General features: G+C 64.5%; 11 protein-coding genes. 6 read left to right on the top strand and 5 right to left on the bottom strand.

The genetic code is table 11. The features are described 5' to 3' along the window. Positions 1–2 precede the first annotated feature (2 nt). Entirely contained in the window at positions 3–1,346 is a 1,344-nt protein-coding gene (locus DTA22_RS25205; RefSeq protein WP_112301279.1) for an FAD-dependent oxidoreductase, read from the bottom strand. 129 nt (positions 1,347–1,475) lie between these two features. Here DTA22_RS25205 and DTA22_RS25210 point away from each other — a divergent pair, with 129 nt between their 5' ends. Then, positions 1,476–2,747 carry an ABC transporter substrate-binding protein gene (locus DTA22_RS25210; RefSeq protein ID WP_255309516.1) on the top strand — a complete coding sequence of 424 codons (1,272 nt, stop codon included), beginning with the start codon at positions 1,476–1,478 and terminating at the stop codon, positions 2,745–2,747. An 84-nt stretch (positions 2,748–2,831) separates the two neighbouring features. On the opposite strand, the gene DTA22_RS25215 is transcribed toward DTA22_RS25210, so the two are convergent. From DTA22_RS25215 to DTA22_RS25230, 4 genes are all read right to left on the bottom strand, one after another. Further along, positions 2,832–3,629, bottom strand: a complete 798-nt coding sequence (locus tag DTA22_RS25215; protein ID WP_112301281.1) for an SDR family NAD(P)-dependent oxidoreductase — start codon at positions 3,627–3,629, stop codon at positions 2,832–2,834. Positions 3,630–3,675: 46 nt separating this feature from the next. Then, the gene (locus DTA22_RS25220) at positions 3,676–6,240 is read right to left on the bottom strand and encodes an ATP-binding cassette domain-containing protein (RefSeq protein ID WP_112301282.1); all 2,565 of its coding nucleotides are present in this window, start codon (positions 6,238–6,240) and stop codon (positions 3,676–3,678) included. A gap of 4 nt (positions 6,241–6,244) precedes the next feature. Next, on the bottom strand, positions 6,245–7,114 hold the full coding sequence (locus DTA22_RS25225) for a branched-chain amino acid ABC transporter permease (RefSeq protein ID WP_112301283.1): 870 nt from the start codon (positions 7,112–7,114) through the stop codon (positions 6,245–6,247). Between the two features lie 108 nt (positions 7,115–7,222). Then, entirely contained in the window at positions 7,223–9,157 is a 1,935-nt protein-coding gene (locus DTA22_RS25230) for an oxidoreductase (RefSeq protein ID WP_112301284.1), read from the bottom strand. A 107-nt stretch (positions 9,158–9,264) separates the two neighbouring features. Between DTA22_RS25230 and DTA22_RS25235 the strand changes: the two genes are divergently transcribed. The 5 genes from DTA22_RS25235 to DTA22_RS25255 all read left to right on the top strand — a co-directional run bounded on the left by DTA22_RS25235 (position 9,265) and on the right by DTA22_RS25255 (position 14,749). After that, positions 9,265–9,960 (top strand): alpha/beta fold hydrolase, encoded by a 696-nt coding sequence (locus DTA22_RS25235; protein WP_112301285.1) that lies wholly within the window; start codon positions 9,265–9,267, stop codon positions 9,958–9,960. Positions 9,961–10,039: 79 nt separating this feature from the next. After that, the gene (locus DTA22_RS25240; protein ID WP_112301286.1) at positions 10,040–11,077 is read left to right on the top strand and encodes an ABC transporter substrate-binding protein; all 1,038 of its coding nucleotides are present in this window, start codon (positions 10,040–10,042) and stop codon (positions 11,075–11,077) included. Further along, positions 11,074–11,889, top strand: a complete 816-nt coding sequence (locus tag DTA22_RS25245) for an SDR family NAD(P)-dependent oxidoreductase (protein ID WP_112301287.1) — start codon at positions 11,074–11,076, stop codon at positions 11,887–11,889. Before DTA22_RS25240 ends, DTA22_RS25245 begins: the two co-directional genes overlap by 4 nt. Further along, complete coding sequence (locus DTA22_RS25250; protein ID WP_112301288.1) at positions 11,886–13,049, top strand: ABC transporter ATP-binding protein; 1,164 nt, start codon at positions 11,886–11,888, stop codon at positions 13,047–13,049. The genes DTA22_RS25245 and DTA22_RS25250 overlap by 4 nt, the downstream gene beginning before the upstream one ends. Further along, positions 13,049–14,749 carry an ABC transporter permease gene (locus DTA22_RS25255; RefSeq protein ID WP_112301289.1) on the top strand — a complete coding sequence of 567 codons (1,701 nt, stop codon included), beginning with the start codon at positions 13,049–13,051 and terminating at the stop codon, positions 14,747–14,749. Before DTA22_RS25250 ends, DTA22_RS25255 begins: the two co-directional genes overlap by 1 nt. Positions 14,750–14,773: the final 24 nt, after the last annotated feature.

Genomic DNA, 14,773 nt, shown 5'->3' on the forward strand with positions numbered 1-14,773 from the left:
GGTTAACAAGTACTCACAGGTGGGGTGAGGTCGGCCACCGCTCGATCCGCGGCGGCCAGGCCGAACACCAGTGCAGGGGCGATACCGCCGGTGTACGCGCGGTTGTAGAGGCCGCCGGTATCCGACCCGGCCGCGAACAGTCCGCTGATCGTGTCGCCCTTCGCATTCAGGACACCGCCATGCTCGTCGATGCGGATGCCGTGGAAGGGGAATGTCAGCGCCGGGCATGCCTCGACGATGTAGTACGGCCCCTCATCAAGTGCCTGCGAGTCGTAGCGACGCGGTGGCTGACTGTCCGGACCTGCCGCGTCGAGTGCCCGGATCTGATCCGCGATCGCGGCACCGTCGTAGCCCCATTCCTCGGGAAGATAGGCGAACTCGTCGAGATTCTCGGCGATTCCGCACCGCCCACCCCGGCGCTGCGCGAGGTCGAACTTGTCGAGCGCCGCGGCGCCCTCGACGTAGCTGCCGGTGATCCACTCGCGGTACACCCGTGCGTCGGCGACGAGCAATCCACGCGACTCGGGCTGCTCCAGCAGATCCATCGTGGTCAGATGGTCACCGACGGTCTCGTCGGTAAACCGACGGTTGTCGAGATTGAACAGCAGCGCATGCTCGCTGTAGTAGAGCGACAGCGCGACGAAGTCGGCCGTGTCGCGGAAACGCACGCCCGTCGGGATGAGATGCCCGTAGAAGCCGGACCGGTCCGTGCCGGAGGCAGCCCCGACGGCCTCGGCCAGACGTAGTCCGTCACCCGCACTCGTAGGATTCGAGCGCAGTTGCATCTCGGTCGCGGCGGGATGGATGTGCTCACCGGACAGTTCGGGACTCGCCTGAAATCCCCCGGTCGCGAGAATCGTCGCGTGGGAACGTATCTCACATTCCTCTCCGGTCGCCAGGCGCACACGGGCACCTATGACTCCGCCGTCTTGTGTGAGCAACGACAGGGTCTCGGCGCTCATGTACAACTCACCGCCGTGATCGCGAATTCGCCGACGACACTCGTCGATGTATCCGTTGGTGTCGAACTGGTGACCCGTGCCGTAACGGAGAACTGTCACCGCATCGGCGCACTCGATGCCGAGTGAGCGGATCCAGGCAATTCCGTCCGCAAATCGGTCGACGAGCGCCCGACGTAGTGCGGGGTCGCCGTTCGGGTTGACCTCTTCCATGACCTCGTGTGAGGGCGCAGTCCACGCGTATCCCGCGAACTGGGCGGACCCGCCAATCGTTGCAGACTTCTCGACGACGACGACCGACCGTCCTCCGGCCACCGCCCGAGCCGCCGCGGTCAACCCGGCCATGCCGGCGCCGATGACGAGTAGATCGGTGTCGATTCCTGGCATCTGGTGCTCCTCATAGTGCGAACAGTTGCATTGTCACCCAACACCGTAGTTCCTCAACTGAAGTCAGTTCAAGCATTGGGGATGCATTTGCGACGAACAATCACCCCACCCCCTTACCCCCCATGCCCCGTGACGACATCGACCACCGGTAGGAATCCACATTTCGGTCCGCGATGTGATTGCCGACACAACAATTCCTCGATAGCATACTTTGAACTGAACTCAATTCAAGGAGTGGATGTGCGGAAAACCCTTCTCACAGTCGGTGTAGTCCTCGCCACGGCATTGACGGCATGCGGAACACAAGCCGGCGGGGGCGATGCGGGCGGGCCGATCAAACTCGGCGCATGGCTTCCCCTTTCGGGGCCACAGGCCTCGGGGGGTCTGCCCCAGGAAGCCGGCACCCACGCGTTCTTCGATCAGCTCAACGAGGCTGGAGGAATCCACGGTCGCCCCGTCGAGTGGACCCCAGTCGACAACGCTTTCGACCCACAGCAGACGATTCAGGTGGCTCGACAGTTGGTCTCTCGCGACCGGGTTGTCGCGATCGTCAACGCAAACGGCACGGCAACCACGGAGGCGACGTTTCCATTCGTGCTCGAACAGAACGACATACCCATCTTCGGAACCTACGGCGGCTCCACCGCCTGGTACGACCCGCCGCGGGACGCTTTGTTCGGCAGCCAGACGCTCTACGAGAACCAGGCGCGCGCCGCCGCGCAGTGGGCGCTCCACGAGGGTGCCAAGAAGGTCACGATCATCCGCAACGATCCGGCAGCGTTCGTCAATGTGGGCGCAGTCGCCACGACCGAACTCGAGAAGGCCGGCGCGGAGGTCTCGACGGTGGAGGTCAAGCTCGGTACCACGGACTACAGCCCGTTCGTGTCCCAGATCCGTTCGGCTGCACCCGATGCAGTCCTGACGATCCTGCCGATCCAGGAGGCCGCTGCGTACCTCAACGAGATGGCTCTGCAGGGTGTCAAGATTCCCAGTTACGGCTACTCCCCCACGGTGGGTAACAGCTTGCTCGACCTCGCAGGTACGAACGCGGAAGGGTTCCGCGCCGTGTCACTGACGCTGCCGCCCACCGCCGATAACCCTGCGGTCGAGGAATACCGACAAGCGCTTGCGAAGTACAAGCCGGGCGAGAAGCCCGATTTCTACTCGCTGGCAACCTATGGCTCGGCGAAAGCGTTTGCTCAGGTCCTCGCGAGCATCGACGGCGAGATCACGTCCAAGTCAATCACCGACGCGATAGTCACGAGCGGCACCCTCGACACCGGCGTGATGCCTCCACTCACGTTCGGTGTGGATGAGCACCTCGGTACCGACAGCGTGGTCCGAGTCCAGGTAGAGGGCGGCAAGTTCGTTCCCATCGGAGACTTCGTGTCACCGCAGTAACACGTCGAGCGCATCCAGCTCGACGAGTCCGACCTGGATGCGCTCGTGGCGAATACCGTCTTCCTGTTCCGCTCGGATGACCAGTCAGACGGTGAACCGTCCACGGTTGCTGAGTAGCACCGCACCCACGACGTTTCTGGCCTGCTCCGAAGCGAGAAACAGCACATTGTCCGCGATCTCGTCCGGGGTCGCGTACGGCACCGGTGTGTTGTTGACCCACTGCACTTTGAGTTCTTCTGGTGTGCGAGCGGCCATCCCGGTCTCCGTCGGGCCGGGAGCGACGAGGTTGAGTCGGATACCGAACGCCACGACCTCCTTGGCGACAGCCTGGCAGAAGGCATGGACAGCAGCTTTCGACGCCGCGTAGTGCGGGTATCCCGTCAAGGTATCGAACGCTGAGGACGAGCCGATCACGACGATCGAGCCGCCTTTCGGTTTCATCGCCCGTACGGCGGCGCGAACGACATGGAATGTTCCGTCCAGATTGACCGACATCACTCGGCGCCACTGCGTATCAGTGAGGTTCGCCGTCAGGTCGATCGGTCTGCCGGCGGCGGTCGCCTCCGTGATGATCTTCTTGGACTCCGCGTCGTCGACGCCGGCGGCGTGCACGACGACGTCGAGCCGCCCCTCGGCGTCGAGGACCTCCGCCATCGCGGCATCGACGGCCCCCGGGTCCGAGACGTCGACCCCTCGTGCGACCGTCGTGGAGTCGTCCCCGTACCGTCGGCGCACATTCTCGACCACGATGTCGGCCACGTAGACGCGGGCAGCTCCCTCACCGACGAGTTGCGCGACGACGGCCGCTCCGATTCCTGATCCGCCTCCAGTGACCAGGGCAACCGCGCCCTCGAATCTGCCGTGTCCTGCTGTTCTGTCCATCTTCGTCGGTATTCCCTTCGTCAGAGCCTGATCGAGCGCACTGCAGTCACCGGTCGATCTCGCCGACAACTGCAGGGATGTCTGTACCGAAGTAGGCAGCCTCGGCGATGCGGCTGAAGCCCGGAGTACTGCTGTTGCCGCGCGCGACGGCCTCACCTTGGCGCAGAACAATGACCTCGCTGCAGGCTTCGAGCGCGCGGGCGAGCGACTGGTCCAGCAGGATGGTCGTAATGCCCCGGCGCGCCATGTCGTTCACCTGTGAATACACTTCGTCGACCATCGCCGGGGACAGACCCAGCGCGGGTTCGTCGAGGATCAGAACTTCGGGGTCGGCCATGAGCGCCCGGGCGATGGCGACAAGCTGTTGTTCGCCGCCGGACAGCGAGCCGGCCGGTATGTCCATGCGGGTGCGGACCCGTTCGGGAAGGCCTTGCCGCAACTCGTCGAGCCGATCACGCAGCGTACGACCGGAGATCCCCGCGGCATACGCCGCGACCTCGAGGTTCTCGCGCACCGACAGGGTGCGGAACAAGGCGCGCCCCTCGGGAACCAGGCTGAGCCGCAGTGCGTCTGTGCCATTGACTGTCCGGGTGCCGCCGGTCGACTGCAGATCGCCGTGCAGGATCCGCCCCAGCGTGCTCTTGCCGGCGCCGTTCGCGCCCACGATGCCGAGGATTCCGCCTGCATGGACGTCGAGATCAATGCCGGACAATGCCTGCACACCCTCGTAGTGGTGCTCGATCCCCCGCACGGAGATCAACGGCGCCTCCGTGCGATCGATGTCGGGTGCGATCAGTGTGGTGTCGGTGTTTCCCAGATACGAGTCGCGGACCAGTTGGTTCTGCAGGACCGTGTCCGGGGTTCCATCGGCGATCAGCTCGCCGAAGTCGAACGCCACCACCCGATCTGCGACGGAGAACAGGTCGTCGAGGACGTGGTCGATGATGACGACGGAGGTACCGGAATGCGAGAGCCGGCGGATGTGGTCGGCGAGGGTGTGACGTTCGTCGGCGTCGAGGCCACCGAATGGTTCGTCGAGCACGATCAATCGTGGGTTGTCGGCCAGCGCCGCGATCGCACGGGCCAGATCGACCCGTTTCTGCAGCCCGAACGGCAGTTCTGCGGGGAGTCGGTGCACGTGGTCGGCCAATCCGACACTCTCGAGGACCTGCAACGCCGTGTCGCGATCAGCGCGCCGCCCCCAACGGTTGACGACACTGACATTTTCGAGAACGGTCAGTTCAGCGAAAAGCTCAGCATGCTGAAAAGTCCGGCCGAGGCCGAGCGAGCGTCGACGCGTCGCCCGCACGCCGTGCAGGGGCCGGCCACCGAGTTCCATTGTCCCCACGAGTTCACCGCCACCGATCAGGCCACACAGGGCGTTGACGAAGGTGGTCTTGCCGGCGCCGTTCGGCCCGATGATCGCGAGCACCTCACCTGCATCTACGCGGAGGTCGATGTTGTGCACGGCCTGAAGGCCACCGAATCGAACACCGAGTGCCTCCGTTTTCAGCACGGCCGCCGCGGCGGTATCGGCCCGCGTGTCCGGAACCGATCCCTCAGTGTCGAGAAGGCTCGGTTGGGAGGTGGACAGCGTGGGGCGGCCGAGCGCACGGGTGAGCGGGACGAATCGGCGCAGCACTCTCCCGGCCGTCGGGACGATTCCATCGGCGAGAAACAGCAGGGTGAGAATCAGGACACCCCCGATCAGGTAGGGCTGGTCGATCGACAGCGACGACGCCAGAGTTGGTGCGGATGCGAGGAACGCACCACCGAGAACGGCTCCGATCACGCTGCCGGTCCCGCCGAGAACGGTCGCGGCAATCAGGTTGACCGCGAAGACCATCGAAAAGCCCTCCGGGCTGATGAAGCCCGAAAGCAAGGCAAGAAGCACACCGGACAAGCCGGCGACACCCGCGCTGATCGCGAAACCGAGGCTCGCCTGCAGTTCGGGAGCGATACCGATCGATCTGCCCGCCAGTGGGTGTGTCTTGGCCGCAACCATGCGCATACGTATGGTCGTGCGGCGCAGGAACACCGACACTGCCACAGCGAGACCGAGGACTCCGACGGAAAGGTAGGTGACTGCGTCGGATGACGGAACGAGTTCGCCGAGCGCGGTGTCGAATGCGTCAACCGGCACTCCTTGGTCGCCGCCGGTGACGCTCTTCCACGCACCGATGATTTCGAGAGTCACCAATGTGAACGCCAACGTGAGAAGCGCGACGTACAGCACGGAGAAGCGGGAGCCGGCGAACCCGAGGAAGCCTCCCAGCATTGCGCACAAAGCCACGGCGACAACGGACGTGAAGGCCAGTCCCCAACCGTTACCGCTGCCGTAGGCGGTCACATACGCGCCGATCGCGACCATTGCGGGATGCCCGATCGACCAGATACCCGTCCACCCGGCCAATAACGAGATGGACAAGACGATCAGTCCGTACACCGCAGCGAGTCCGACCGTGTAGATCTGGTAGCCGGGCACGAGTCCGGCAGACAGCATCATTATCGTCAGGATCGCCGCAGCCGGTCCGCCGAGAAACTGAGCGGCGCCGTACAGGCGCTGGGCAGAGCGTCCGGGACGCTGCGCCGAGTCATCTTTTGTGACCATGGAATCAGACCCTCTCGAAGGTTTGGCGGCCGAAGATGCCCTGGGGACGGATGAGCAGCACGAGCACCGCCACGCAGAAGACGAACGTGTCTCGGAAGCTGGCGGAGATATACGCTGCGGCCAGGTTGTCCAGGACACCGATGACGAGCCCACCGATGACCGCGCCGTACATGCTTGTGAGGCCACCGAGCAGGATGCCTGCGAAGGCACGGAACAACACGGGGGCGAGGATCACCGGCGAAACCCCGGTCTTCGGGGCGTACAAGAAGACACCCAGCACCGCCAGCGCCATGCCGAGTGCCCAGGCGATCCGCGCGACCTTGTGCGCGTTGATGCCCAAGATCTCTGCGGTCTCAGCAGATTCGGCGACCGCGCGCATCGCGGATCCGACCGGCGTACGCGTGAACAGATACGCAATGGCCGACACGGCCACCGCGGCGAGGAGAATCGTGGCGATGTCCTGCAGCATCAGGTTCGAATTGCCGATCGAGATCGTGCCGTCGACGAGCTGCGGGAATCGACGCGGCTGCTCACCCCAGTAGTGGCCGATCAGATGCTCGACAATGATCGACAGCCCCATTGTGACGACGAGCGCAGCGAAGAGCTTCCCTTGCCCGAGCGGTCGAATCAGTGCTTCCCGCACCACGACTCCGCTGAGAGCTCCGAAGGCCACTGCGACCACCAGTGCGACAGCAATGCCCACGCCGGCCCCGTACGCGCTGAGGGCAACGTAGATGGCGAGGGTCGACAATGACGCCATTGCGAAATTCATGACGTCGGTGGATCGGAAGATGATGACCAATCCGAGTCCGATGAGACCGTACACGGCACCGTTGGCGATGCCGGTGGTCAAAGTGATGAACAACTGGTCCACGATGCCTCCGAGGGGCGGCCGGATATCAAATTGAGCTGACTTCAGTTCAAGTAACGTAAAGGACCTTGGGTGTGAGCGCAACCACACTTCCGTCCCCGTGAGTACTTGTTAACCGCGGGCGGTTAACAAGTACTCACGGGCGACGGCACGGCCTTCGGAGATGGCGTGTGCGACCTTGCGCGGCACGAGCGCGTCGCCGATGACGTGCACGCGTGCGTTGACCGGTGCGAGTTGCGACCAGTCGCGTGGGCGTCGCTCACCGGCCACGACCACCCGGTCGACGTCGAGACGCGTCCTCTGCCCCGACAGGGTGTTCTCGAATTCGACCGAACCGTCGCAGACCGCGACGAGAGACGACAGCACGCGCACGTCGACCGGTTTGCCCGACAGCCGACGCAGGTACTGCACCCGGCCCTCCGCCGGAAGACCCGAGGCGAAGGCCGCGGCGGGCGTCAGAACCGTCACGCGGTCGGCACCCGCGGCAAGCGCCGCTTCGACGGTGCTCGCTGCGGGCCAGAGCCCGAATCCGTCGTCGACCACCACGACGTGGCCGGCCCCGCGAAGAGCTTCTCCCCCACCCAGCAGGGCGTGAGAGGTGAGCACGGACGCCGTTCCCGCCAACGTCTGGGGCAGTTCTTCCACGGCACCGACGGCCAGCACTACGTCGTCGAAGTTCTCCAGTTCGACGGCGCTCACGGTGCGCGCAAGATGGATTGCGACCTTCGGCATGTTGTCGGAGTAGTAGTCGAGGAGGCGACGCCAGCCGCTGCGGTGTGGCGCGTCTGCCGCTGTCGCCAGCTGGCCTCCGATCCGCTCTCGCCCTTCGAAGAGCGTGACGTCGTGGTCGGGTCCGAGCCGCATCGCGCACTCGAGCCCGGCGGGACCGGCACCGACGACGGCGATCCGTCTCCGCTCTCTCGACCCGCGCGTGGGCCCCAGCGTCAGCGGGTACGCGGGACGTGCGGAATGACCCGGCGGCGCGAGGTCGGGATTGACCGAGCACAGTAGGACGGGGTCGAATGCCCGGCAGTCCTCGTTGCAGGACACGCACGGGCGGATCGACGCCTCGCGGCCGGTCAGTATCTTCCGCGGGAAGTCCGGGTCGGCGATCAGCGGTCGTGCCATACCGACGAGGTCGGCACCCGACTGCAGCGCGGTTTCGATGGACGCACCGGTCCGGAACGACTGCGACACGAGCAGCGGGGTCACTGCGGCGGCGCGCAACTGTCCGACCGAATCGAGCAGCGGCGGGTCGGTGACAGCCATGTCCCGGACGTAGGTGGTGCGGACGCCGACCGTGACGTTGACGTAGTCGAAATCGGAGAGGTACGGCAGGACGTCGCAGAGTCCGTCCATGCTCAGGCCGGCCTCGTCGCTGCCGTCAGCGGAGACGCGGACTCCGAGGACGATACCGGGGCAGGCGTCGCGGACCGCGCGGGCGATGCGGTCGAGGAGGTGCGTCCGCTGAGACGTTGTCGCGGCATCTCGGCCGAGGTTCGTGTTCGGTGAGAGGAATTGCGCAAGTAGGTATCCGTGGGCCGCGTGCAGTTCGACGACGGGAAAGCCGGCCGACCAGGCGTGGACAGCGGATATGCGGAATGCGTCGACGATCCCCTCGACGTCGGCGCCGGAGAGGGCGCGCGGTCGCGTCGGTTCGCGGGGCGAGCGGACAGCGGACGGCCCGACGGGATGACTCCACATCTCGGCACCCAGCGTTTCGCGTCCGAGGTGCACCAGCTGGCAGGCGGCGATGGCTCCTTCGTCGGTGATCGCCCGCGCCCGAGCCTCCAGGCCGGCGAGGACTTCGGGACGCCAGGCCTCGGTGATGTTGCCGTTGCGATTGGTCGAACCAGGCGACACCACGGTGCCGCCGACGATGAGCATCGCGGCACCGCCGGCCGCGCAGCGCCGCCAGTAGTCGTCGTCGCCGCGTGAGGGGATGCCGCCGGCGACGGCTCCCGAGGCGTGCGGCGTACCGACGAGCCGGTTTGCCAGCCGAATCGGGCCTAGCTGGAGCGGCCGCGCCGCACGTGGAGTCGTCATGCAACCTCCTAAGTGAACTGGATTCAGTTCATGTTATCAGGTGATTGACATCACACGGCGATTTCCCTACATTCAAACTGATATCAGTTCAATTGCTGAGGAGCATCATGTCGTTCGTTCTCGTCCACGGCGCAGGAATGGGTGCCTCCTGCTGGGGACCACTTCTCCCGTTGCTCGAAGGTGCCGCTCTCGCAGTCGATCTCCCAGGTCGGGGACGACGACGCTCCATCGACCCCCGGTCCGTCACTCTCGACGACTGCGCTGCCGCCGTCATCGATGACGTGGAGGCGGCAAACCTCGAGGACGTCGTACTCGTCGCACACTCTTTCGCGGGAGTGACGGCCCCTCGGGTCATACAGGCACTCGCGCACCGACTACGGCACGTCGTCTTCCTCTCCGCCGTCGTCCCGCCCGACGGGACGCGAGTGATCGACCAGATCGACCCGGGCGTCCGCGCCGCGGTGGAAGCCTCGATAGAAGATGGTGTGTATCGCCAGGATCCGATGGGCGCCGCCGCGATGCTCTGCAACGACATGGACGCGGAGCAGACCGACTGGATGATCGACCAGCTGGTCGACGATTGCGGCGCGTTACTCACCGAGTCCGTCGATCTGTCCGGTCTCCGCGCCGACATACCCCGTACATACGTACGTTTGACCAAGGACACGTGCTATCCACCCGAACTGCAGGAGAGGTCGGCTGCCCTCGTCGGCGGCGACTCCGTCTTTCTCGAATCCGGTCACATGGCCATGGTCACGATCCCCGATCGCGTTGCCGCGCTGCTCAACGGTGTCGCGTCGTAGGCCTCATTCGACTCCTCCATCCATCACCGAACACACGGGTTCGCATTCGTCGAACCGATACCGGAAGGGCTTTCATGCCATGAGAAGTATGCCGATAAAGCTGATGGCCGTCGCGGTGGTCGCCGCTTTCGCCTCGGCCGCTTGTGGATCCGGCGGTTCCGGTTCCAGTGGACCCGTGTCCGGCACATGGGACGACGTCGTCGCAGCCGCTAAGGGCGAAGGCAGTGTGCTCCTGTACTCGAGCCAGAACCCCGCCAATCTCGACGCTCTCAAAGTGGCCTTCGAGCAGGAGTATCCCGAGATCTCCCTCGAATACGTCCGGGGAACCGACGCCGATATCAACCCGAAGGTCGAGGTCGAGAATCAGACGAAGCGCGGTACCGCTGACGTGCACATGCTGACGGACGCCGCGTGGATCGAGACGGCCGCCGAGTCGGGCACCTACTCGACCGATCTCGTCGGCCCGGCATTCGATGCGCCGGAGTACGAACCGCAGAAGAGCATCATTTCCGACAAATTCTTCCTGACGAGTGCGGCGGTGTTCTCTCTCGGATGGAACACGTCGGCACTTCCGGGAGGGCTGCAGAAGCCGGCAGACCTCCTCGACCCGGCGTTGAAGGGCAAGATCGGAATCGTCAACCCGTCCGGTATCGCCTCGTACGTCGACTTCTACCGATTCTTCGAGAAGAACTTCGGCGCCGACTATCTTCAGAAGCTCGCGGAACTGAAACCACGCATCTACCCGAGCGCACTGGGTGTCGCTCAGGCCTTGACCTCCGGCGAGATCGTCGCGACCCCCGTGGTGCAACCCCTGGTGCGGGAAAAGGAATCGGGCGCACCGGTGGACTGGGCATTGCCGTCCCCTCCGTGGGGGACCCCCTGGTTCACACACGCACTGTCCGCGGCGCCGCACCCGAATGCGGCACAGGTGCTGGCGAACTTCATGGCCACCCCCGCCGGCCAGAAGGCGCTGTCACTCGGCTACGCGAGCGCCCTTCCCGACATCGAAGGAAGCGTCGCGCGAGCCCAGGACATCGCGCTGCCCAACCCGTCCGATCTGACGCCCGAATCACTCACCGAATACCAGTCCGGCTGGGAAAAGAGATTCATCCAGTGACAACCAACGACGGGCGACTGCGTGACACCTGCGCACTCGTCACCGGTGCTGCACGAGGAATAGGCGCCGCGACCGCGGAACTCTTCCACGCCCACGGGGCCACGGTCTACCTCGGCGACGTCGACGACGAGCTGGGCGAAAGTGTCGCGGCGAAAATCGGTGCGAGAGCGCACTACCGGCACCTCGACGTCACCGACGAATCCCAGTGGACGCGCGTCACCACCGACATGGCGGATCGCGGGCATTCGGTGCGTGTTCTCGTCAACTCCGCGGGCGCCGCATCCAAAGCGTCCATCATGCAGACGTCGCTCGCAGATCTACGACGCATGATCGACCTCAACCTCGTGGGCACCTTCCTCGGTCTGCAAGCCGCAGGCGACGCGATGACCACCGGCGGGTCCGTCGTCAACTTGTCTTCGCTGCGTGGCGTCCTCGCGACTGCCGAGCTCGGAGCGTACGGCGCGTCGAAGTTCGGTGTTCGTGCCTTGACACGCGTTGCGGCGTTGGAGTTCGCGGAATCGAATATCCGGGTCAACGCGGTCTGCCCGGGCAGCATCGAGACGGCAATCACCGCCGGTGCCGACTTCGCCGACGACGACATGGACGCGTATGTGAAAAGCATTCCGCTGCAACGCCGGGGTCTACCGCTCGAGGTCGCGAAGGCCATCCTGTTTCTCGCGTGCGAGGACAGCAGCTACATCACCGGCTCCGATCTCATGATCGACGGCGGAACCTCCGCGGGCGCCAGGACTCCGAAGCGCCCACAGCCAACCCTCGACAACCCACTCGCAACCAAGCAGGTGCCAAGGTGACATCGCAATTCCGGGTTTCCAACCTGACCAAGACCTTCGGGTCCAACACCATCGTCGATCAACTCGACCTCGACATTCAGGACGGTGAATTTCTCGTCCTGCTCGGCCCCAGCGGTTGCGGGAAAACGACCACGTTACGATGCATCGCCGGTCTCGAGACACCCGAAGGCGGGTCGATCACGTTCAAGGACCACACTGTGTTCGATGCGTCGAGCCGTATCAACGTTCCGGCGTACAAGCGCAACATCGGCATGGTCTTCCAGTCCTACGCGTTGTGGCCCAACATGACGGTGCGAGAAAACATCCGGTACCCCTTGAAAGTTCGGGGGATGAAGAGCGCCATCGCCGCCGGACAGGTCGAGACCGCAGCAGGCATGGTTGATTGCGGCGCCCTGCTCGACCGGTATCCGTCCCAGCTCAGCGGTGGACAGCAACAGCGAGTAGCCGTGGCCCGCGGCCTGGTCGCCCAACCCGACCTGGTGCTGTTCGACGAACCCCTGAGCAATCTCGATGCGCGGCTGCGTGATCAGGTGCGGTCTCAGATTCATCAACTACACCAACGACTGGGTTTCACTGCCGTATTCGTCACCCACGATCAGGCCGAGGCGTTTGCGCTCGGTGACCGACTCGCCATCATGAAGGCGGGCAAGATCGAACAGTACGACACCCCGGAGCGGGTCTACGAGACCCCTTCCTCCGACTATGTCGCGGCGTTCATCGGGATGGCGAACCGGCTCGAACTCGTCCGCCGGCACGAGGGGTGGACCACGCGAGCGGGGGCTCCCGTCGATCTCGACGCGGCCGGAGTCCAAGGCGACTACATCAGCGGCGATACGGCTCTGGGAAGGCTCCGGCCCGACGACCTCGCACTTCATCATTCACTCGACGAGGTCCGTGCGGGTGACGTCGGCTTCGTCGGCGATCTCGTCACCTCGGAGTACGGAGGCCGCTATTTCGACGTGACGGTCGATGCCGGAGGTGAGCAGTTGTTCGTCCGCGCAGATGCGGAACTGCACGGACGCTGGTTGCGTGGTGCCGCCATCGGATCTCCTCTGGTGGTGAGCTTCTCGCCCACCAAGCTGCGAGTGTTTCCGCATCCGGACGGCCACGTGGATCTCCAGGTTCCCGTGCTCGCCCAGGCCGCCCGATCGGAGGCGTGATGGCTACGGTTGCGGTGAGCCGCGGCGCACGTCCGTTCGTCGTCAGTACGGTGTGGCGTACCCGGCTCGGGTACGGCGCGCTGCTGGCGGTTCTGGCGTATCTCGTCGTGCTACCGCTCTTCCGATTGCAGTCGCTGGCGTTCGAGGACGGCGGTCGCGGATATCAAGCCCAGTACGGCCGGTACGACATCGGCCAAACCATCCGGACGACCATCGCGCTCGCTGTCTCGTCACTCGCCATCGCCATGGTCCTGGGAACGATTCTTGCGTTCGCGGCGACCAGGCTGCCACGCCGGCTGAGCTTTCTCAGGATCGTCCCCATCCTGCCCATCGTGATGCCGGCGGTGGCCAATGTGGTCGGGTGGGCATTTCTCCTCTCCCCCGGACCCGGGTATCTGAACGCGCTCCTGCGCAAGCTTCCCTGGTGGAACCACGTGGACTCCGGACCGATCGACGTCTACAGCACACCGTGGATCATCATTCTCACGGGTTTCGGACTCACGTCCTTCGTCTACCTCTTCGTCAGCGCGGGAATGCAGAACATCAGTTCCGAGCACCTCGAGGCAGCACAGATCAGCGGTTCGTCGACGCTCGGGGTGTTCTTTCGTGTAGTGCTCCCGCTGCTTCGCCCCTCCCTGGTGTACGGCGGTGGCATTGCGCTGCTTCTCGGTCTGGGCCAATTCACCGGACCGCTCCTGCTGGGACAGAACACCGGCGTGAAAGTCCTCACCACCGAAATGTATCGGCGGGTGTCCGAGTCGCCGGCGGACTTCGCCGCTGCAGCCGCGGCGGGCTCGCCGCTCGTCATCTTCGGCGTCGTGGTCGTGCTGGCGCAGAAGATGCTTCTCGGTAATCAGTCACGCTTCGTCACTCACGGGGGAAAAGCGTTCGCACCGAATACCGGTCGTTCGGCGTGGGCCGCCGTGTGCATCTCGGGATACGCGATGCTCGCACTCGTCGTTCCGTTGATCGGACTCGCCATCGTGGCCGTGTCTCCCTATTGGTCGGAGACACTGTCCTGGAATCTCTTCACACTCGACAACTTCCGGGCGCTTTTCCGGACGGCGAGCATCGTCGACTCGGTGTACACGAGTCTCCTCACCTCCGTGGTGGCGGTCGCCATCTGCGTGCCGATCGGTTACCTCACCGCCACGCTGCTCGTGCGAGGTCGCAAACACAGGGTGCTGGCAACCGTCGGTGACGTCATCACCGCTCTCCCCCTGGGCATTCCAGCGGTGATCTTCGGCGTCGGGTTCCTGCTCACGTACACCCAGCCTCCGCTGATTCTCTACGGGACCAAAGCGGTCATCATCCTCGTCTACATCGTGCTGATGGTGCCCTTCTCGACCCGAATGCAAATGACGGCGATGCTGTCACTCGGGGAGACCTATGCCGAGGCGTCGGCCACGAGCGGTGCGAGCCCGTTCGTCACCAACATCCGTGTGATTCTGCCGCTGATGAGGCCCACCGTGCTCAGTTCCGTCGCGTTGATGTTCATCCTGCTGACCCACGAGTTCGCCGCCTCACTGCTCGTCCGTGCCGCCACGACACAGGTGATGGGTACGCTGCTGTTCGACCTGTGGGAGAACGGCTCCTACCCGCTGGTGGCCGCGATGGCCCTTCTCATGACCGCCGTGACCAGCATCGGTGTCGTGATCGCGATGCTCGTCGGCGGCCGAAACGTATTGAGCAATCTCTGATGTCGATCTGCCCCGCCCGATCCG

The organism is Rhodococcus wratislaviensis, from assembly GCF_900455735.1.
Lineage (GTDB): Bacteria > Actinomycetota > Actinomycetes > Mycobacteriales > Mycobacteriaceae > Rhodococcus_F > Rhodococcus_F wratislaviensis.